Annotated in this window: 19 protein-coding genes and 1 pseudogene; 15 read left to right on the top strand and 5 right to left on the bottom strand. The window is 51.6% G+C overall.

What is annotated here, in order from left to right; all coding sequences use genetic code 11:
* Positions 1 to 35: 35 nt before the first annotated feature.
* Together KZ483_RS16935 and KZ483_RS16930 are read right to left on the bottom strand one after the other, a co-directional pair.
* Positions 36 to 1,042, bottom strand: a pseudogene (locus KZ483_RS16935) (CobW family GTP-binding protein).
* Positions 1,043 to 1,104: 62 nt separating this feature from the next.
* Positions 1,105 to 2,133, bottom strand: a complete 1,029-nt coding sequence (locus KZ483_RS16930) for a CobW family GTP-binding protein (protein ID WP_220348653.1) — start codon at positions 2,131 to 2,133, stop codon at positions 1,105 to 1,107.
* A 375-nt stretch (positions 2,134 to 2,508) separates the two neighbouring features.
* On the opposite strand from KZ483_RS16930, the gene KZ483_RS16925 reads away from it, so the two are divergent.
* The 10 genes from KZ483_RS16925 to KZ483_RS16880 all read left to right on the top strand — a co-directional run bounded on the left by KZ483_RS16925 (position 2,509) and on the right by KZ483_RS16880 (position 11,999).
* Positions 2,509 to 3,216 carry a metal ABC transporter ATP-binding protein gene (locus KZ483_RS16925; RefSeq protein WP_220348651.1) on the top strand — a complete coding sequence of 236 codons (708 nt, stop codon included), beginning with the start codon at positions 2,509 to 2,511 and terminating at the stop codon, positions 3,214 to 3,216.
* Positions 3,162 to 4,055 (top strand): metal ABC transporter permease, encoded by an 894-nt coding sequence (locus KZ483_RS16920; RefSeq protein WP_220348649.1) that lies wholly within the window; start codon positions 3,162 to 3,164, stop codon positions 4,053 to 4,055. Before KZ483_RS16925 ends, KZ483_RS16920 begins: the two co-directional genes overlap by 55 nt.
* A 45-nt stretch (positions 4,056 to 4,100) precedes the next feature.
* Positions 4,101 to 5,075: a metal ABC transporter substrate-binding protein gene (locus KZ483_RS16915; protein ID WP_220348647.1), complete on the top strand. Its 975-nt coding sequence runs from the start codon at positions 4,101 to 4,103 to the stop codon at positions 5,073 to 5,075.
* Positions 5,076 to 5,247: 172 nt separating this feature from the next.
* Positions 5,248 to 6,462 (top strand): GTP-binding protein, encoded by a 1,215-nt coding sequence (locus KZ483_RS16910; protein ID WP_220348646.1) that lies wholly within the window; start codon positions 5,248 to 5,250, stop codon positions 6,460 to 6,462.
* An 81-nt stretch (positions 6,463 to 6,543) separates the two neighbouring features.
* Entirely contained in the window at positions 6,544 to 6,885 is a 342-nt protein-coding gene (locus KZ483_RS16905; protein ID WP_220348644.1) for a (2Fe-2S) ferredoxin domain-containing protein, read from the top strand.
* A gap of 21 nt (positions 6,886 to 6,906) precedes the next feature.
* Positions 6,907 to 8,463: a nickel ABC transporter substrate-binding protein gene (gene nikA / locus KZ483_RS16900; RefSeq protein WP_220348642.1), complete on the top strand. Its 1,557-nt coding sequence runs from the start codon at positions 6,907 to 6,909 to the stop codon at positions 8,461 to 8,463.
* Positions 8,464 to 8,467: 4 nt separating this feature from the next.
* The gene (nikB, locus tag KZ483_RS16895) at positions 8,468 to 9,409 is read left to right on the top strand and encodes a nickel ABC transporter permease (protein WP_220353499.1); all 942 of its coding nucleotides are present in this window, start codon (positions 8,468 to 8,470) and stop codon (positions 9,407 to 9,409) included.
* Positions 9,406 to 10,212, top strand: coding sequence for a nickel transporter permease (gene nikC / locus KZ483_RS16890; protein ID WP_220348640.1), 807 nt, complete (start codon positions 9,406 to 9,408; stop codon positions 10,210 to 10,212). Before nikB ends, nikC begins: the two co-directional genes overlap by 4 nt.
* Entirely contained in the window at positions 10,205 to 11,275 is a 1,071-nt protein-coding gene (locus KZ483_RS16885) for an ABC transporter ATP-binding protein (RefSeq protein WP_258881297.1), read from the top strand. The genes nikC and KZ483_RS16885 overlap by 8 nt, the downstream gene beginning before the upstream one ends.
* Positions 11,220 to 11,999 carry an ABC transporter ATP-binding protein gene (locus tag KZ483_RS16880; protein ID WP_220348638.1) on the top strand — a complete coding sequence of 260 codons (780 nt, stop codon included), beginning with the start codon at positions 11,220 to 11,222 and terminating at the stop codon, positions 11,997 to 11,999. Before KZ483_RS16885 ends, KZ483_RS16880 begins: the two co-directional genes overlap by 56 nt.
* 25 nt (positions 12,000 to 12,024) lie before the next feature.
* Here the strand turns inward: KZ483_RS16880 and KZ483_RS16875 are convergent, their stop codons facing one another.
* Positions 12,025 to 13,422, bottom strand: a complete 1,398-nt coding sequence (locus KZ483_RS16875) for an MATE family efflux transporter (RefSeq protein ID WP_220348636.1) — start codon at positions 13,420 to 13,422, stop codon at positions 12,025 to 12,027.
* A gap of 740 nt (positions 13,423 to 14,162) precedes the next feature.
* Between KZ483_RS16875 and KZ483_RS28660 the strand changes: the two genes are divergently transcribed.
* The 3 genes from KZ483_RS28660 (at position 14,163) to KZ483_RS16860 (ending at position 15,602) form a co-directional block, all read left to right on the top strand.
* Positions 14,163 to 14,534, top strand: a complete 372-nt coding sequence (locus KZ483_RS28660; protein ID WP_309568678.1) for an ABC transporter permease subunit — start codon at positions 14,163 to 14,165, stop codon at positions 14,532 to 14,534.
* A 29-nt stretch (positions 14,535 to 14,563) separates the two neighbouring features.
* Entirely contained in the window at positions 14,564 to 15,235 is a 672-nt protein-coding gene (locus KZ483_RS16865) for a carbohydrate ABC transporter permease (protein ID WP_220348634.1), read from the top strand.
* 85 nt (positions 15,236 to 15,320) lie between these two features.
* Positions 15,321 to 15,602 (top strand): hypothetical protein, encoded by a 282-nt coding sequence (locus tag KZ483_RS16860; RefSeq protein ID WP_220348633.1) that lies wholly within the window; start codon positions 15,321 to 15,323, stop codon positions 15,600 to 15,602.
* Here KZ483_RS16860 and KZ483_RS16855 read toward each other — a convergent pair.
* Both KZ483_RS16855 and KZ483_RS16850 read right to left on the bottom strand, forming a co-directional pair.
* Entirely contained in the window at positions 15,574 to 16,479 is a 906-nt protein-coding gene (locus tag KZ483_RS16855; RefSeq protein WP_220348631.1) for an SDR family oxidoreductase, read from the bottom strand. The two genes, KZ483_RS16860 and KZ483_RS16855, sit on opposite strands and share 29 nt — an antisense overlap.
* Positions 16,480 to 16,852: 373 nt before the next feature.
* Positions 16,853 to 17,731, bottom strand: a complete 879-nt coding sequence (locus KZ483_RS16850; RefSeq protein WP_220348629.1) for an AraC family transcriptional regulator — start codon at positions 17,729 to 17,731, stop codon at positions 16,853 to 16,855.
* A gap of 121 nt (positions 17,732 to 17,852) precedes the next feature.
* On the opposite strand from KZ483_RS16850, the gene KZ483_RS28655 reads away from it, so the two are divergent.
* Both KZ483_RS28655 and KZ483_RS16840 read left to right on the top strand, forming a co-directional pair.
* Positions 17,853 to 19,355: an L-fucose/L-arabinose isomerase family protein gene (locus tag KZ483_RS28655; RefSeq protein ID WP_258881296.1), complete on the top strand. Its 1,503-nt coding sequence runs from the start codon at positions 17,853 to 17,855 to the stop codon at positions 19,353 to 19,355.
* A gap of 16 nt (positions 19,356 to 19,371) precedes the next feature.
* A complete protein-coding gene (locus tag KZ483_RS16840; RefSeq protein WP_220348628.1) occupies positions 19,372 to 19,698 on the top strand; it encodes an L-rhamnose mutarotase in 327 nt (108 codons plus the stop codon).
* Positions 19,699 to 19,774 lie beyond the last annotated feature (76 nt).

The following is a 19,774-nucleotide window of genomic DNA, read 5'->3' as shown; positions in this document are numbered from 1 at the left end:
TATCCATATAAAATGGGCTGGTGGACGGTATCGGGTTAACCTGCCACGCAGGATGCAAATTGTCCGCGAAACCATGCTTCATCCAAATTTCGCCCGATAATCACAAATTCGCTGTGCGGAACTTCATTTGCATTCCACTCCCGATCCGGCGTCGATGCGAATAACATATGGATGCCTTGAAAGATAATACGTTGTTTAACGCCCCGGATATTCAGCACCCCTTTATATCTGAACGTATCGGCCCCATGCTCGGACAACCAGACCTGCAGAAACCGTTCCAGTTTGTCCAGATCAAGAGGCCGCTCCTCGTGGAAGAACAAGGAGGCCACATCATCATCGTGGTCATGAGCTTCTTCTTCAAGAAATCCGGGATCGATCTCCAGCTTCTTCTCAAGGCTAAACGCATTGATCCCTAGAATTTGATTAATATCGATTTCAGACTGCCGTGTGCGGTACAATCTGGCGGTGGGATTCATCGTTTTCAACCGGTTTTCCAGCCTGCGTATTTCCTCCTCGGAAGCAAGATCGATTTTGTTCAGAAGAAGCACGTCGGCAAAGGCGACTTGTTCCTGCGCCTCGTGACCGTCATCAAGGTGCTGCCCTGCATGCTTCGCGTCAACAACGGTAACAATCGCATCAAGCTTATAGAAATCGGCTATTTCTTCGTCGACGAAGAAGGTTTGAGCAACCGGCGCAGGATCGGCGAGGCCCGTGGTTTCAATAAGGACGCGGTCGAAGTCCGCTTTTCTCCGCCGCCTCCCCCTCTCTTCGCTTCCATAAGTTCCCCGAGTATCCGAATCAGGTCCCCGCGGACGGTACAGCAAATGCATCCGTTGTTCATCTCTAAGATTTCTTCATCTGCTCCAACCACAAGTTGATGATCGATGCCCGCTTCACCGAATTCATTGACGATAACAGCAATTTTTTGGCCATGATCGGCCGTTAGCACATGATTAAGAAGGGTCGTCTTCCCAGACCCCAAGAATCCGGTCAAGACGGTAACGGGTATCAGGGGTTCAAAAGCTTGTTTATCAGAAGACATTGTATCCACTCCTTATGCGTAATTATTACTAATAACAATTATAAGTTGACACTTTTTGGTTGTCAAATCAATCGGTTCCATTCCGAAAGCAGACGTTCCTCGTCAAGTTCGATTCCGATCATGACGATGTAAGAAGGGCCCGAGTAAGAAACCGTGTCCCAGTATGTTCGCTTACCCGCATGCTGCATTAAGTAGGTTCGTCCCTTATCCGGGAAAAACATATAGCCCTTGGCCCGTAATAACCGGTCTTTCCATTGATGAAGAAAACGTTCTACCCGCTCTTGTGAAACCGCTGTTGTCTCAGACCAGGGGAGGGCCAGTGTCCGCACCCGGGAGAAGGAGCCGTGTGCTTCGTGACTATGGTCTTCGTGCTCCTGCCTGTACTCGTGCCACGCTGCCGCAGGTGCTGCCTGGGCAAGCTTCGCTGCTTTGGCCGACCGGATACGCTGCACGGAAACCCGCTTCGGATCATCATTTCTTACAATACCGTCCAGAACGGGTCCCAAGTCGACACGGCTATGTGAGGTATATGCGATAGTTGCACGTTCATTTTGTTTATGGATTACTTTTTCGATTTTTTGCAGGTGGGTCGCTCTTACGAGATCTGTTTTGTTAACGATGATCAGGTCCGCCACTTCCAATTGCCGGCGCAGCGTCCGAACCAGCTGCTTGTCGGATTCAAATATGCTGTTATAATCCAGCGCATTCTCGGCATCCAGCACAGTAATGATCTGTTTAAGCCGCATGCGCCCAAGGAGTGACGGTTCGGTCAATGCGTCGGCAATCTCCTCGGGATTGGCTACACCCGTTAACTCTATGAAGATTACATCCGGTTTTCTCTGAAGCAATGCACTCAGACTGCCGGCCAATTCGCTCTTCTTGCTGCAGCACACGCAGCCGTCCAGAAGTTTTTCGATGGCCGTGCCCCCGTGTTCGTTCAAAAACAAACCGTCCACGTCATATTTTCCCAGTTCATTCATTAATACTCCGGCTTGCAGGCGGCGATTTCCGGTTTCCTCCAATAAACGCAGCAGCAGAGTAGTCTTTCCGCTTCCCAGAAATCCGCTTAGTACGATAACAGGGGTCCTCAAACCAATTTCCTCCAAACTCTATGATTTACAAATGCATATTCCTGCCTTGAAGAAAAGATGTAAAAGTAAATTTTACGGATTATCTCCATTATAGAGATGAACATTACAATTGCAAACTACCGGATTGACGAACAGAACCATAGCTGATAGACTGATTTAAGCGTAATGATTACATTTAACAAAGGGGACAGTAATTATAAAAAAAAGCAAATATAAGTCTCGTTTATCATGACTTTAGGGACGGACCAATTCGTTTTGCCGCCACAGACGGCGCAAGACATTACTTTTTATTCTAAATTCGTAATTATTACTTATAATGATAGAAGGCGGAAATCTGCTTGACTACTGGCTATTTGCCGGAAAGGAAGACACTGCATGCTGTTAGCCTCATTAAAACAGGTTGAGTTCGGATACGGCGATGTGCCTTGTATAGAAGATGCAAATATTGATATTTATTCCGGAGAATTTGTGGCTGTAACGGGCTCCAACGGAGCTTCCAAGACTACGCTGCTGAAGCTGGCGCTCGGCCTGATTCAGCCGTGGAAAGGAAAGGTGCACCTCTCCTCCCGCAACACGGAAGGAAATAAGCTAGTAGTGGGCTATGTTCCTCAGCAGATCGCGGCTTTCAACGGAGGATTTCCAAGCACGATAGTGGAATTCGTCCGTTCAGGCCGTTATGTTAGAGGCTCCTGGCTGCGGAGGCTGAAGCCCGAAGATCACGAGCTCACGGAAAAGGCGCTGCGGCAGGTCGGGATGTGGGAGCTGCGAAACCGGAAAATCGGGGAGCTCTCAGGCGGACAGAAGCAGCGGATTTGCGTCGCGCGGGCACTGGCCCAGCAGCCCGATCTGCTCATATTAGACGAGCCCACCACGGGCATGGATCAGGAGAGCCGGCTCGGCTTCTATGAATTAATGCATCATCAGGTGAAAGAACATGGAACGACGGTGGTTATGGTTACTCATGGACTGTCCGAAGTGAAGGAATATCTGGATCGCATCATAGAGCTCGAACGGAAGGAGGATGGAGGATGGAAATGCTGCACTACGACTTCATGCAGCGGGCATTTTGTGCCGGTGGGATAATTGCTTTGCTCGCTTCCGTACTTGGCGTATATTTGATGATCAGAAGGCAGGCGTTAATGGCGGATATGCTGTCGCACGTTTCGCTGGCCGGCATAGCAGGAGGCGCCTACCTTCATGTCGATCCGACGCTGACCGGATTTATCGTGGCGATAATCGGCGCAATTGCCGTCGAATATGTAAGAAGATCATATAAGACATACAGCGAGATTTCAGTCGCCATCATCATGGTCGGCGGATTATCCTCGGCGGTCGTTCTGATGAGCCTCAACCAGAATATCAATAAGAGCTTCTCGTCTTATTTGTTCGGATCTGTGGTGGCCGTCAATCAGACACAGCTGCTGTTAATGTTCTTCGTGGCATTGGTCGGAGGAGCTTTCTTCTATCTCTTCCGCCGGCCTTTGTACCAAATCGCCTTCGACGAAGAGACCGCCAAAACCGGCGGGCTTCCGGTTAAATGGATTTCTCTCTGCTTCAGTGTGCTGACAGGTATGATCGTCGCCGCGGCGATGCCGATTGTAGGAGTTTTGCTCGTATCCTCCCTGATCGTTCTTCCGGCCGCTTTGGCGATCCGGATTGCTCCGAGCTTCACGGCAGCGCTGTTCCTCTCCATGGGGATTGGGCTTACGGGCGTGTTCTCGGGACTGACCGCATCTTACCAGCTGAGCACTCCTCCGGGAGGAACGATCGCTCTTGTACTCCTGTTGTTTCTCGTCTCAGGCATCACAATCAAGAAAGCCGTTCTGAAACTCGGGATCAGAAGCCGTAAAAGCGACAGGGAAACGGAAATTTCCGCATACAGCCGGATTCCCCGTTTCTCAAAGGATGTTTCCGGGCAATAGAACTACAAAAATATACAAATTAAAGACGCATGGGAGAGAAACCGAATGAAAGCAAAGATTACCAAATCATTTTTAATGGCTGCTGCAGTTGCGCTCGTCTTGTCGGGATGTGCAGGGAAATCGGGAAACAGCTCCGAGGGCTCTGCGAACGCTGGGCCGGCTGCAGACGCAGGCAAGAAGCTCAAGGTTGTAACCACATTTTATCCGATGTATGAGTTCAGCAAGCAGATTGGCGGAGATCACGCGGACGTTGTAGCTCTCATCCCGCCCGGAGCGGAACCGCACGACTGGGAACCGAGCGCGAAGGACATGGCGCAGATAAAGGAAGCGGATGTGTTCGTCTATAACGGCATAGTCGAAGGATGGGCTGAGCAGGCGCTCGAAAGCGCGGCCAATGATAAGCGGGTTGCAGTCGAAGCCAGCAGCGGCATTGACCTTATGGAAGGCGTTCCGGAAGAAGAAGAGCCGGGTCACCATGACAATGAGAGCGGACATGTCCTTGACCCGCATGTATGGCTCGATCCCGTGCTTGCCCAGCAAGAAGTTACGACTATACTTGCGGGATTCGAGAAAGCGGACCCGGCCAACGCGGCGGATTACAAGAAAAACGCGGACAGCTTTATCGCTAAGCTGAAGGAATTGGATACAGCTTATAGAACCGGTCTGGAGAACGTCAAGCTCAAAGACTTTGTGACCCAGCATGCCGCATTCGGCTATCTGGCCAAACAATACGGTTTAACGCAGATCCCTATTGCAGGACTCTCTCCCGATCAAGAGCCTTCCCCGGAGAAGATGGCGGAAATCGTGAAATTTGCGAAGGAACATCAAGTCAAAACGATTTTCTTCGAAACATTGGTTGACCCGCAGGTTGCCGGGACGGTAGCTAACGAGATCGGCGCCAAAACAGACGTATTGAATCCTCTTGAAGGCTTGACCGAGGAAGATAAGAAAAACGATCTGGACTATATCGGCATTATGAAGCAAAACCTTGCAGCGCTCGAGAAGGCGCTCAACGAGTAGCTAACAAGCGCCAGAACGTTATGCCTATCAAGAAGTTTGATCAGAGGGTCTTGACATTACTTATAGGGCACTGTTAAGATACTTATCAGTAAAATTTACTATTAGAGCCGGAGGTGCTTCCGGCTTAAGTTTTCGGTTACTTACGTAATTATTACTATTAAGAGGTGATGAGATGAACCAGGATAAAATACCGGTTACCGTCCTGAGCGGCTACCTGGGTGCAGGTAAAACTACCGTTCTTAATCATGTTCTGAATAACCGCAATGGCTTGAAAGTGGCGGTTATAGTGAACGACTTGAGCGAAGTGAACATCGACGCCGCGCTGGTCAAGAATGGAGGAGGACTTTCCCGGACGAACGAAACATTGGTTGAAATGTCTAATGGATGCATCTGCTGCACGCTCAGGGAAGACCTGCTCCGAGAGGTTGAACGGCTGGCGCTTGAAAATCGCTTTGATTATATCCTCATCGAATCGACAGGTGTCGGCGAACCGGTACCGGTCGCGCAAACCTTTACTTATATCGATGAGGAGCAGGGCATCGACTTATCCAGGTTCTGCCGGTTGGACTGCATGGTAACAGTAGTTGACGCTTACCGTTTCTGGCACGACTATTCTTCCGGCGAGACGCTGCTCGAGAGGAGCCAGGCCGTAGGAGAAGATGATACGAGGGAAGTGGTCGATTTGCTGATCGACCAGATCGAATTCTGCGATGTGCTGCTGCTTAATAAGTGCGACATGGTGGATAAGGATGAACTGGAGGAGCTGGAGGATGTACTGAGAAAGCTCCAGCCGCGGGCCAAACTTATCCGGACTGAGCAGGGCAAGGTGGAACCTTCCGACATATTGAATACGGGCTTGTTCAATTTCGAAGAAGCGAGCGCTTCGGCAGGCTGGATCAAGGAGATGGAGAATCCGGTTCATACGCCGGAAACGGAAGAGTACGGAATTACCTCTTTTGTTTACGAACGGGTCAGGCCGTTTCATCCGCAAAGGCTGATGCAGTGGATGGAGGATTGGCCGGCGGAGGTGGTCAGAGCCAAAGGGATGATGTGGCTTGCCTCCCGCAATGAATTCGGTCAAAGCCTGAGTCAGGCCGGGCCATCGATCCAATTCGGACCTTCCGGATACTGGATCGCCGCATTGTCCGAAGAAGAGCGGAAGGCGATTTTGAGCGAGGATCCGGAGCTTGCACGCAACTGGGATGAGACGTATGGTGACCGAATAAACAAGATCGTCTTCATCGGCATTGAAATGGACCGGGCGAACCTCATCTCCAGCCTGGATGAATGCCTGCTTACCGAAGAAGAAATGAGTCAGGACTGGAGCCGGTTCCCGGATGATCTTCCGAATGCCGCACCTGAACAATTGGAAGCCGCTCTTCCGTAAATTCTATTAACTTTCAGGGAGACCGGGCCGGGTAGTTCCGGTCTTCGTCATGAGAAACCGGAACTTGAAGGAGTGTGTGTTATGACAGCCAGGGACTTGGAAGGAATGAAGCATCACCTTCTCATTTGCAATGGCGGCAGCTGCATGCTGAGCCAAGGCGAAGAAGTGACACAGGCCATTCGTGAAGAGATAGCCCGCTGCGGTGCAGATGCCCTAATTCATACAACAAGAACGCGCTGCAATGGCAGATGCGAGGACGCCTGCGTTGTCATTCACTATCCGGAAGGCAACTGGTACCGTGAAGTCACTCCGGATATAGGTAGAAGGCTTGTGAATGAGCTTATACATACCGGCCGTCCGCTCGGACGGAACATACTGCACAGCTGCAAGGCGGCAATCGGAATATCCGCAGCAAATGATTAAAAAATAGAGGGGTATTAGATAATGAAACCGAGTTTATTACGATCCAAAACGCTTGCGCTCCTGCTGGCCGGCGTTGTCTCACTCTCAGCGGCAGGCTGCGCGGAAGCTCCCACGCAGGCTCCTACACAGGCTGACGACAAGAAAGTAACGCTATTATACACATTCAAAACCGGCAGTCTGGACCCCAATAACGGCAGTACTCCGCTGCGGGCCGGAATTACCGAAACCTTGGTAAAGCTGGGTTCCGATCTTAGTCTGGAGGGCTGGCTCGCGGAGAAATGGGAAGCCACGAATGAAACGACCTGGGTGTTCACCATCCGCGAAGGAGTTACCTTTCATGACGGTACGAAGGCAGATGCTGCTGCGGTCAAAGCATCCTTCGAAAGAGGAATCGCAGCAAGCGAAGCGCTGGCCGGAGCGTTGAAGATAGAGTCAATGGAAGCAGCCGGCCAGACACTCACGATTAAGACCACCGAGCCGTATCCGGCCCTTCCGTCTGAGCTCGTCAATCCCTCGGCGTCCGTCATCAGCGTTCAGGCCGAGCAGAAAATGGGCAAGGAAGCATTCAACAATGCCCCGGTGGGAACCGGACCGTTCAAGGTCAAGAAATTTGAGCCGAACGTAGAAGTTCAGCTCGAGCGTTATGACGGCTACTGGGCAGGCACGCCCAAGCTTAAGGAAGCCTCGTTCAAATTTAATGAGGACGCGAATGTCCGCGCTCTTGCACTGCAATCGAATGAGGCGGACATCGTATATAATTTGCCTGCCGAAAGCATAGATGCAATCAAGAGCAATAAGTCGCTCCGGATCGAGTCCGTACCAGGACTGCGGGCTCATTATATTTTGTACAACTACCAAAGGCCGCTGCTGCAGGATTTGAAGGTCCGTCAGGCCATGAACTATTTGCTCGACCGCGAATCGATCGCCAAGGATATAATGCTGGGGAATGCCGTCCCCGCTAACGGACCCTTCAACAGCAAGCTTCCGTTTGGCAGCAAGGATCCAGCAGACGGGGCGGATTTGGCAAAAGCAAAGGCGCTGCTCGCAGATGCCGGCTACACGGCTGGAGCGGACGGCAAGCTGTTGAAGGATGGGAAGCCGCTCGCGCTTGAACTGATCACCTATAAAGGAAGACCCGAGCTTCCGTTGATTGCGCAGATGCTGCAATCCGATGCAGCAAAGGCGGGTATTACGGTCACCATTAAGACAGTTGAGAACGTCGACGCATATTTGAAGGATAACAAGGACTGGGATATGGCGACCTACAGCAATTTGACTGCTCCGCGAGGGGACGGCGGCTACTTTCTCAACAGTGCTTTTACACCGGAAGGTTCGTTAAATGCGAGCAAGATTAGTATAACCAGGCTCAGCGATATGATCAAACAGCTGAATGCGACGAGTGACACGGCGGGGCGGGTCAAGCTTACGCAGGAGGCGGTAAGTGTGATAAACCAGGAAGTGCCCCACAGCTACGGTGTGTACCCGAATATTATCGTCGGCGTTAATAATCGCATCGAAGGGTGGACGCCTGGCGGTGAAGAATATTACATGCTTACGCATACGATGGATGTGAAGTAAAGTGCTGCTTATTGTTAGAAAGCGCGCGCTTCAGCTGCTGATCGTGCTGCTGCTTCTTTCGGTGGCTACGTTCACCTTGATGAAGCTGGCGTCCGGCGATCCCGTGAAGACGATTTTGCAAGCCGATGAGCTCTTGGTTACAGCGGCCGACGAAGAGAGGCTCCGTGCGGAGCTCGGCTTCGACCGGCCGCTTATCGTCCAATACGGACAGTGGATGTGGAAGCTGCTGCAGCTCGATCTCGGCAAATCATACGTCAAAGGCAAGCCTGTCTGGCAGGAGCTGATGGAACGGCTTCCCGCAACCTTGCAATTAACGGCAGGAGGCATGGCGGTTCTGCTGCTGATATCCGTTCCTCTCGGAATAGCTGCGGCCAGATACCCGGGAAGATGGCCCGACCTGTTAAGCAGAGCCCTGGCACTCGTCGGCGCTGCAGTCCCCGGCTTCTGGCTCGGACTTATGCTTGTCTATTTGTTCGCCTTCAAGCTGCAGCTGCTGCCTTCGATGGGAAAAGGGAGCTTAACACAAATCATCCTGCCTTCGTTCACTTTAGGCTTTCCTTTGGCGGCAGTCTATGCGCGATTGTTGCGGGCGGGACTGCTGCAGAGCTTATCGCACGATTATATCCGCGCGGCAAGGGGAAGAGGTCTTCCGGAGTGGCGCGTCGTTTCGCTGCACGCCTTCCGGGCGGCGCTGCTGCCCGTCGTGACGGTATTCGGAATGGGCATCGGCAGTCTGCTCGGCGGGGCGGTAGTCGTTGAAACCCTATTCTCGTGGCCGGGCCTCGGCAGTATGGCTGTTGAAGCGATTTTTAGCCGCGATTACCCGGTTATTCAGGGATATGTGCTGCTAACCGGCGTATTTGCCGTTACAATTAACCTCCTTGTTGATCTGTCCTACAGTATAATCGATCCGCGGATCCGGTATGAAAAGGGTGTGTCTCTATGATTCGCCGCCCGATGCTGATCTTCGGTTTGATTTTATTGGGGCTTATTGTTTTTGCAGCCGCAGCGGGACCTTATTTGGTGGATAACGATCCGCTAAGTGTTAATATGGGGGAACGATTCTTACCTCCAAGCATGAAATACCCTCTTGGAACGGATAACCTCGGACGCTGCATTTTCTCCCGGCTCGCATCTGGAGCGCAAATAACTCTGGGCATCACCTCATTGGTTGTTATCGCCGTCATTATAGTCGGCATACCTGCAGGTCTTATATCCGGGTATATCGGCGGTCGTCTGGATGCGTTCTTAATGCGTTTGGCTGACGGGCTAGTTGCATTGCCGGAGTTTATTCTGGCCATCGCCGTTGCAGGTTTTCTGGGGCCGAGCCTGACGAATCTGATGCTTTCGGTTGTCCTTATCAAGTGGATCAGTTACGCGCGGATCGTCAGGGGGATCGTTCTCTCCGAAAGGGAAAGAGAATATGTGCTGGCGGCAAGAGTGGGAGGCTGCAGCACCTGGAAGCTGCTGCGCCGGCATCTGCTGCCGCAGATTGTTTCCCCGGTGCTGGTCCTTGCCGCGCTTGATATTGGCAAGGTGATACTGATTATTTCCTCGCTCTCCTATCTCGGTCTGGGAGCCCAGCCGCCGGCACCGGAATGGGGAGCGATGCTGAATGACGGCAGACCTTATTTTCAGACCGCTCCCGAGCTTATGATATATCCGGGAGTTGCCATTATGATGCTCGTGCTGGCGTGCAATTTAATCGGCGACGGACTTCGCGAGTCTCTTGATGCGAAGAGTGAATAGATGGAGAGGTGTTCAGGTGACCGATACAATTCCTGTATTGCGTCTGTCCGGGGTGTCGATCTCGGCGATTCATAATAAAGGGAGACATAACCGCAGTCTGGTGCATGGCGTCGATTTATCGGTTTATCCCGGTGAAATGATAGGGCTGGTAGGGGAAAGCGGCAGCGGCAAAAGCGTTACCGCCGCGGCAGTTCTCGGATTGCTGCCCAAACCTCTTCATGTTACATCCGGCCATATTTATTTGGAAGGGATGAAATTATGCTCTTTATCGGAGAGGGAGAGAAGACGCGTCCGGGGTAAAAGAATTGCTTACATGTTTCAGAATTATCAGGGCAGCTTCACGCCATTTATGAAAATCGGCAAGCAGCTCGTCGAGACAATCCGCAGCCATGAACAAGCCGGCGTCAAGGAAGCACGGGAAACCGCCATGGAATGGCTTAACCGGGTTCAGCTTCCCGCGGCCCGGGTATTTGCAAGCTATCCGTTTCAGCTAAGCGGCGGCCAGCTTCAGAGGGCGTCCTTGGCGGCTGCACTGATGCTGAAGCCGTCGCTCCTGATTGCAGACGAGCCGACAACCGCTCTTGATGTGTTGACGGGAGAAGGCGTGCTCGAATTGATCGCAGATCTTCGGAAGGATACGAATTGCGCTGTTCTGCTTATTTCTCACGACTTGAATCACGTGCTTAAGCATACGGACCGAATGGCTGTCATGTATGGGGGCCGTTTAATCGAAGAGGGTGCGACAAAAGATGTCCGCATGAACCCGCAGCATCCTTATACGCAGCTTCTGCTTAAGGCAAGACCAGTGCTTACGGCGGCGCGTATGCCCGGTAAGCTGGCCGCGATTCCCGGAGAGCCGGGCTCGGTCGCGGAGCAGGGCTGCCCCTTCGGGAACAGGTGCCCGTCCCGGACGCAGCAGTGTGCCGAGACTCCGCCGGAAATGAAAAAGATCCGGGAGGGGCACGTGGCTGCCTGCCACTTGAATCATGAGGAAGGGGGAGGACGTGATGAAAAGCAGGAAGCTGCTGGAGATGAGCGGCATCGGCAAATCGTACTCGTCTGACGTCCTGGCGTTAACTGACGTCAGCTTTACAATTGCGGAAGGTGAGTGTGTGGGTCTGGTTGGAGAAAGCGGAAGCGGCAAGAGCACTTTGGCCAAGCTGATTTTAGGACTGGAGAAGCCTGACCGGGGATCGATTATGCTGAGCGGTGTTCCTTTCCATTCACTTACGGGCCGTGCTTTAAGGTTGGCCCGGCAGCATGTTCAGGTCGTATTTCAAGATCCTGCCGCTTCATTAAATCCGCGTTTGCCGATCTGGAAGACGGTTATTGAACCTTTGGAGAATTATCCCGAAGCTGTGCCGGAGTTTCCGAGGAACGACCGGAATTCCAAACGCGGGACGGCTTCTTTATTGCTTGATAGAGTCGGCTTGGGAACCGGTCTGCTCGATTATTACCCGCACCAGCTTAGCGGCGGCCAGAAGCAGCGTGTAGCGATAGCGCGAGGGCTCAGCCTGCAGCCGAAGCTGCTGATCTGCGATGAGCCCACCTCCAGTCTCGACGTTTCCATTCAGGCGCAAATCTTGAATCTGCTCAAAGAGCTTCAGAAGGAATTTAATATGTCTTATTTGTTTATTTCCCACGATATCGCCTCGGTACGGTACATGAGCGACCGTATCGCTGTATTGAAGGAGGGGCGTTTGGCCGATTTATTCGAATCGGAAGAGTTGTTCTCGCCGGAACGGCACGAATATACCCGCAGGATGGTGCAGGCGGTCACCTTATAAGCCCCTATATAAGCCACCTTATAAATCACCTTATAAACAGCGATCTTTCCAGCTTCGGCAGATACATAATCAAGAATAACGATCTGGCCAGGCTGAACAGCAGAAAGGCGAGCCACAAGCCGTGGTTTTGGTAAACGGGTACAAGCAGATAAAGCGCCGCCAGGAAGACGATAAGAGACATAATCGTCGAATTCCGGATAGGCGCTGTTTTCGTCGTTCCGGTAAATATACCGTAGAATATGAGACAAAGACCGGCAGCAAACGGATAAACGGCGATCCAAATGCTGTAGTTTAATGCGAGACTGCTTACTTTGTCATTGTTCGTAAACAGTGTAATTAATGTGCTGTTAAGGACCCAATATATGCCGCTTATTAGTACCGCGGATAATAATGCCCACCGCCATGAGAGACCGATCGTTCTCCGAAATAAAAGCCTGTCCTGCGAGCCCAGCGCTTTTCCGGCGAAGATGCTGCCGGCATTGGCGAAGCCCTCGAACACCGCCGCCATCAGAAAATGAATTTGCAGCAAAATCACATTCGCTGCAAGCTGTTCCGTTCCAAACGAGCTTCCCGCCGCAGTAAACAAGTTAAAAACACTCAGCAAACAAGCGGTACGAATCATTAAGTCGCCGTTGACCGACAGCATCTTTCTGAAATCGCCTATGTGCATCAGGGATTTCCAGGCTGATCCACCGGACGGCAGCCTTACTGAAGCCGCAAAAACAATTAATCCCGCAGCGAGTACAGTCGCTTCAGCTATGGTGGTGGCGGCGGCTACACCCGTGACGCCCCAATGGAAAGCTTTGACGAACAGGAGCGTGAGCCCCATATCGAATACGTTCATGCCGATTTGAAGGAACAATGTCATCCGTATCTTCGCTGTTCCCAGCATCCAGCCTATGATGACATAGTTCATGAGGGTAACGGGGGCGCCCCATATGCGGATATTGAAGTATTGGGAAGCGACAAGACTGACATCGTCGCCCGGCCGTATCAGAGTCAGCGCACTATGTAAAATTGGGCGCTGCAGCAGTACGAATAACAAACCGATGGACAAAGCGAGCAAGGCGGGCTTGAATAAAGCAGCCAGGCTTTTCTCATGATCGCCGGAACCAAGAGCCTGAGCAGCAAATCCGGACGTGCTGACCCGCAAAAATCCGAACAGCCAATACATCGTATTAAAAATCAACGCTCCGACCGCTACGCCTCCGAGGAGAGCCGGGTCGGTCAGTTGACCGACAGTCGCCGTATCGACAGCCCCGAGGAGTGGTGTCGTTAATCCCGACAACAGCAGCGGCAAACCAAGTGCAAGATAGGTGCGCTGAGATAGGCGGTTCTTTTCTGCAGTCCTGCCGGCAGCGGGAGTGCCGGTAGAAGGTTGAGGCGATTGAGTAGATTGAAGCTCATAGGGTGTATCCTTCATTGCTTTCGTCCTTTTCAAAAAAAGAGTTGGCTCATAATTTTATTAGAAAAAATTACGATTAAAACATCTTATTATAATTAGTTCCGAAGTTTTTTGTCAATCCAATTATGAAAGTGTTAGTGGGCTGCCCCGGTTTGCCTTCTTGTTTGCGTTATAGCTAATTCACTAATTATTAGGAGATAAAACCACTAATAATTAGGGTATTATTGGACCTTTGGGATTAGTAGTATATGAATTAAGATCCAGCCAAAGGAATATTTTCTAGATTCATCAAAGAGATAGGTGGGGTGCAAGAGCGATGAGAAGTACCATTCAGGCTACCGATAAAATGGAAGCGATTCCAATGCCGCGAAACTCACGAATACCCAATAAGTATCGGCTTTTTCTGATGGCGTTTCCTTTTCTGATTCTCGTATTTCTATTCTCTTATTTACCGCTGTACGGTTGGATTTATTCGTTCTATAATTTCAGACCGGGCATTCCCTTGTCTGAAACGGAATATGTAGGATTTCAGTGGTTCAAATCCATTTTCAGCAATCCGACTCAAAGGGGCGAAGTACTACGGGTTATGCGGAATACAATGGCAATGAGCTCTCTGGGGATTCTCACCTCGTTCCTTCCGGTCGTGTTCGCCATTTTCTTATCCGAAATACGTTCGAACCGGTTCAAGAAAGGCGTCCAGATCCTGACCACGCTCCCCAACGCTTTGGGAACTCTGGAAAGGGCTCGGATGGGGCGCGATCCTGTATATTGCGGCCATTTCCGGGATAGACCCGGAGCTGTACGAAGCGGCAAGAGTCGACGGGGCGGGACGATTCCGCTCGATCTGGCACATTACGCTGCCGGGGATCATGCCGACCTATTTCGTGCTGCTGCTGCTGACGATCGCCAACTTCATCAACAACGGATTGGAGCAGTACTTCGTCTTCCAGAATCCAATCAACAAAGACCATATCGAGGTGTTGGACCTGTATGTCTATAACATCGGCCTACTTGGTTCGAACTTCTCTTTTGCGACAGCCATCAGCATGTTGAAATCGATCATCAGTATTATCCTGCTTTTCTTTGCCAACAGCCTTTCCAAAGTGGTCCGCGGCGAAAGCATAGTGTAGTCCCGAATTATAAGGAGGAGCAAAGGCGTATGCATAAAAAACAAACCGCCCAGGATATGACGTTTCATACCATAAATTATCTGTTACTCGGAATGTTTGCTATCATCTGTATTTTCCCATTGTATTATTTGTTCATCAATACGATCAGCAGCAATGATCTGAGCAGCCGCGGACTTGTTACGTTCTACCCGAAATCGATCCATTTCGGCAACTATATCCAGGTATTGAAAATTCCCGGGTTCAGCCAAGCGGCCTTCGTGTCATTGGCGAGAACGGTTGTCGGCACGGTTCTCACCGTCGGCGGGTCGGCGCTGCTCGGTTTCCTATTCACGAAGAAGGAAATGTGGGGACGGAAGTTCTGGTACCCCTTTATCGTCATCACGCTATATTTTAACGCAGGTATCATTCCATGGTATATTACGATGCTCAATCTTAACCTGACAAACAACTTTCTGGCTTATATCCTGCCTGCTATCGTGTCGCCATTCTACGTTATATTGGTCAAGACGTTCGTGGAGTCGCTTCCCGCCGCCCTTCAGGAATCGGCCCAGATCGACGAAGCGGGGTATTGGACCGTTTTCACCCGGATCGTATTCCCGCTAATAACGCCGATTCTGGCCACCATCGCAATCTTCTCGTTCAACCGTTCTGATCGCATCGGCGCTGCTCGTAAGCGCCGCCGCTTGCTCAAACGGCAATAACAGCGGCACCGGCACCGGCACGAATACCGGCACGGCAAAGCAGGACGATAAGAAGGAGCTTTATACCGTTAACGTTTATTCCCAATTGGCCAACTTCTCGGGAGAGCAGGGCGGCTGGTTCGGTAAAATCGTGCAGGACAAATTCGGACTGAAGCTGAATATTATCTCGCAAAACCTGGAGGGCGGAGCGAATAAATTCGCGACTCAAATGGCTTCCGGCAACCTCGGCGATTTCGTCGTCTTCGGCAGCGACGGACAGGACTACCGCGACGCGATCAAGGCCGGCATGCATGCCTCTTTTTTCTGCAGGAGTGCGATTTGGATAATGGGATGTACGCTTATGAGTACAGAATCTTTCCGCCGTTAACATGAATGACCTGACCTGTTACGAAAGCGGAATCCTCTGCTGCCAAATACACGAATGCCGGAGCAATTTCGAACGGTTGGGCAGCGCGACCCATCGGTATCTCGGTCCCAAGGACCGCGACATGCTCGGGAGGATAGGAGGTTACATTAAGAGCCGTCCATGTCGGCCCTGGCGCCACGGCATTGACCCGAATTCCCCGGTCCACAAGCGACATGGCCATGGTCCTGGTGAAGGTAACCACGGCACCCTTGGTGGCCGCGTAGTCAATTACATTCTTATTTCCCTCATAAGCGACTCTTGAGGCCGTATTAATGATGGAGCTGCCCTTCTTCAAATAGGGGAGCGCCGCCTTTATCATGTAAAACAGCGGGAAGACATTCGTGCGAAACGAGTTCTCCAGCTGTTCATCAGAGACATCCAGGATGCTTCTAGTATAATATTGGATTGCCGCGTTATTGACCAATACGTCCAGCCGTCCGAAAACTTCTATTGTTCGTGCCACTGCAGCCCGAGAGACGGCGGAGTAACGCAGGTCTCCCGGGAGCAGCAGGCAGCGTGCGCCAAGCCGTTCCACATACCTCCTGGTATCATCCGCATCACGGTGTTCATTGAGATATACGATTGCCAGGTCGGCGCCTTCTTTGGCATAAGAGACTGCAGCCGCTCTGCCGATTCCGCTGTCGCCACCCGTTATGAGAGCAACCTTGCCTCTCAGTTTGCCGCTGCCGGCATAGCCGCGGTAATCAAAAATCGGCGGAGGCTGCATAAGCCACTCCTCACCCGGATGCCGCTGATGCTGCGGGGGAAAAGCGATAGGCTGCGTCACCACTCTTTGGAATGCGCCAATGTACGGATATACGGGGTAGTATCGAACCATGGGGTTCCTCCTTCAGAAGTAATGCGTTTTACTCTATGGTGACGAAAGGAAGATTTACCAGCTTGCCAGCGATGTTCTGATCGGGGTGTGCAATGGATGGATTAAGTGTTATGAGATCATCAATCGATACACGCTTGTGATCCGCGATGATTCGGAGTGTATCGTTGTTGCGAGCAACCCATATTTTCAATGAATGACTCCTTTTCCACCCCTTTGTACCTGCAGCCTGCGCCTAATGTAGTTTATGTAAGGGATACTGGGAATTAGTCCGGCGATGCCTATCATGATATAGCGGAGGGACGGTTCCCTGATATCGGGCATTATCTGACGGGAGTAAGGCCATCGGGACAAGCAGCTGACCTTGTATACACAATCATCGCGGCGTCTGCCATTTCTTCCGAAAAACCAGTGGAGTGTCGCCCTCGCGGTCTTTGAATAACCGAATGAAATGGCTTACGTTATCGACTCCAACATTTGCGGCGATCTCGGCCACCGGAAGACCGGTATACTTGAGCAGCTCCTTGGCATGAGTAATCCGGGTATTAATGATATATTCGCCTGGAGAGATGCTCATATATCGCTTGAACGATTTGGCCAGGTGGTACTTGCTGACCGCAGCCAGACCCGCCAGATATTCAAGCGCCAGTTCTTCCGCATAGTGCTGTTCGATTTCCCGCATTACAGCCCGTATATATCCGGGCACTTCGCCGGCAGGCCCATCGGGCTGCTGCGCAGCAAGCACCAGCTCCGTCACAAGTTCCACGAGCAGCTTTGAACCGATAAGCTCCGTTCGATAGCTCTTATCCCGGTGCAAGTGAATTAATTCCCTGAGGATGGCGGGCAGATTGGTTTCCGGCTTCACCATGATGACCGGCTCTTCTTGGGCTGCGGCAAACAGTTCATAATAAGCGCGGACGCTGACACCGTTCAGGTGTACCCACAGCAGCTCCCAAGGTTCCTCCGGATCGGTCGTATAATACTGATGGTCCATACAGTCGATGAAGAAAACCTGACCGGGCAGCAGTGTGTACATTTTGCCGCGGTAGGACAGTCTGCCTTTCCCGGAGACGGTGTACACGACGAGATAGGAACTGAGCTGCTCCCGTTCCGTAAAATATGACGCCAACGTTCGAAAATGTCCGACTTCCTGGACGTAAAAAAGTGACGTTCTGGCAAAAGAGGACGGAGTGGCTATGAGCCGGACGGAATCGGCGGCCCACCCGTGAGAAGCTCTTTCCCTATAAGCGGACAATCGTTCACCCCCTTTCGCAAGATTCTGCTATTTTTGCACAAGATGGTTCGATGTAATTTGGATTGTAAGCCATTACAATTCGGTTAAAGCTATTATTTCATCTTTCGAAAGGGTGGTAAAGATGTCTTTGCTGCAATCCATCAAACCAAGCCGCAAGCCTCGGATCGGTCTGTATTCCGTGGGGCTTCGAGCTTATTGGGACCAATTCCCCGGCCTGCGGGAGCGGCTTGTAGAATACGGACAATTTATTGAAAAACGGATGTCTGTCTGGGGCGAAATTTATAACTATGGACTAGTGGATACGGAAAGTGAAGGTCGGCAAGCCGGGGAGTGGCTCAGTGGGCACAATGTGGACCTTGTCTTCTGTCATGCGGCTACTTACTCGACGAGCTCGACCGTGCTGCCCGTTCATCAGCAGTGTAAGGCGCCTGTCGTGTTTCTTAATTTGCAGCCGACAGACCGGATTGACTACGAACGGACGACAACGGGCGAATGGCTTGCGAACTGCGGCGCCTGTCCGGTACCCGAATTCGCCAACGCCTTTAACCGTGCCGGAATATCATTTCGGGTTGTGAACGGCCTCCTCGGACTTGATTATACGCCGGATATATCCCTTGCTAATGAAACGACTCACGACCGGAAGGAAGCAATCCGTGCCTGGGCGGAAATCGAGGAGTGGGTACGCGCTGCAGGCGTGCCGAGGACCCTTCGCCACAGCCGGTTCGGCTTTCTCGGCAACACTTACAGCGGGATGCTGGACTTGTACAGCGATTTTACAATGATTCAGTCGCAAACCGGACTACATGTGGAAGTGCTGGAGATGTGCGATTTGAACAGGCTGCTGAAGGACGTAACTCCGCAGGAGGCTGCGGCCAAGCTTGAAGAAGTACACGGTATGTTCGAAATCAGCGGCGACTCCCCATCCGATCCGATCGCAAGAAAGCCGACCGATGAACAGATGAAATGGTCCTGCAGGGTGGCTGCGGCGCAGGAGAAGCTGGTTCGGGAATATGATCTGGACGCGCTTACCTATTATTATCACGGGGCGCCCGGAGGGGAGTATGAGAAGCTGCAGGGAGGCTTTATTATCGGCCATTCGCTGCTGACCGCACGCGGCATTCCCTGCTCCGGCGAAGGAGATCTGAAAACGGCGATAGCGATGAAAATATGCGACATTCTCGGCACCGGAGGCAGTTTCTCTGAAATCGTGGTTGTCGATTACGTCGACGAGACGATTTTACTTGGCCATGACGGACCTTTCCACATCGCCATTGCAGATGGAAAGCCGGTTCTGCGCGGTATGGGACTGTATCACGGCAAGCAGGGCACAGGCGTCTCCGTCGAGGCAAAGGTGCGAACAGGACCGGTGACAACGCTGAATGTGACGCAAACCGGCGACGGAAAGCTGAAGCTCATCATCAGCGAAGGAGAATCAACCAACGGGCCGATTATGAGAATCGGGAACACGCAGACACCGGTCAAATTTCGCGAGCATCCGGACGATTATATGGCCAGATGGTTCGCTGAAGCGCCGACGCACCACTGCGCCATATCGATTGGCCACAACGCATCCTTATTCCGGAAGGTCGGCGAGCTGATGCAGGTAGCTCATTGCATCTTATAAAGGGAGGGTGATACCTATGGAGAAAAGCAATAAGTATGCGTGGACCTGGCGGATCAAAGAGGAGTATATCGCCGAGTATGTTGAGATGCATCTGAATCCGTGGCCTGAGGTGCTTGAGGAGCACAGCATAGCCGGTATCCGGAATTATTCGATCTTTCAGGACGGAAGCCTGTTTTTCTACTGCTTCGAATGCGACGATGTTGAGAAGGCTTTCGCTTATATCGCCAGGAGCGAGGTTTGCGGCAGATGGAACGCCATTACGTCGAAAATGGTAGAGGGCTCATTTGACATTAATAAGGTGGAGCCGATCCAAAGGATGACTAAAATTTTCTATTTGAAGTAAATTTTTTTTTACATTCCGTTCGTTTGCAAAACCAGTATACTAGAGAGGAACTGGACAGCAAGCTGCCGGAAAGGAG

Source organism: Paenibacillus sp. sptzw28 (genome assembly GCF_019550795.1).
Lineage (GTDB): Bacteria > Bacillota > Bacilli > Paenibacillales > Paenibacillaceae > Paenibacillus_Z.
This window is presented reverse-complemented; position numbering and strand designations above follow the sequence as displayed.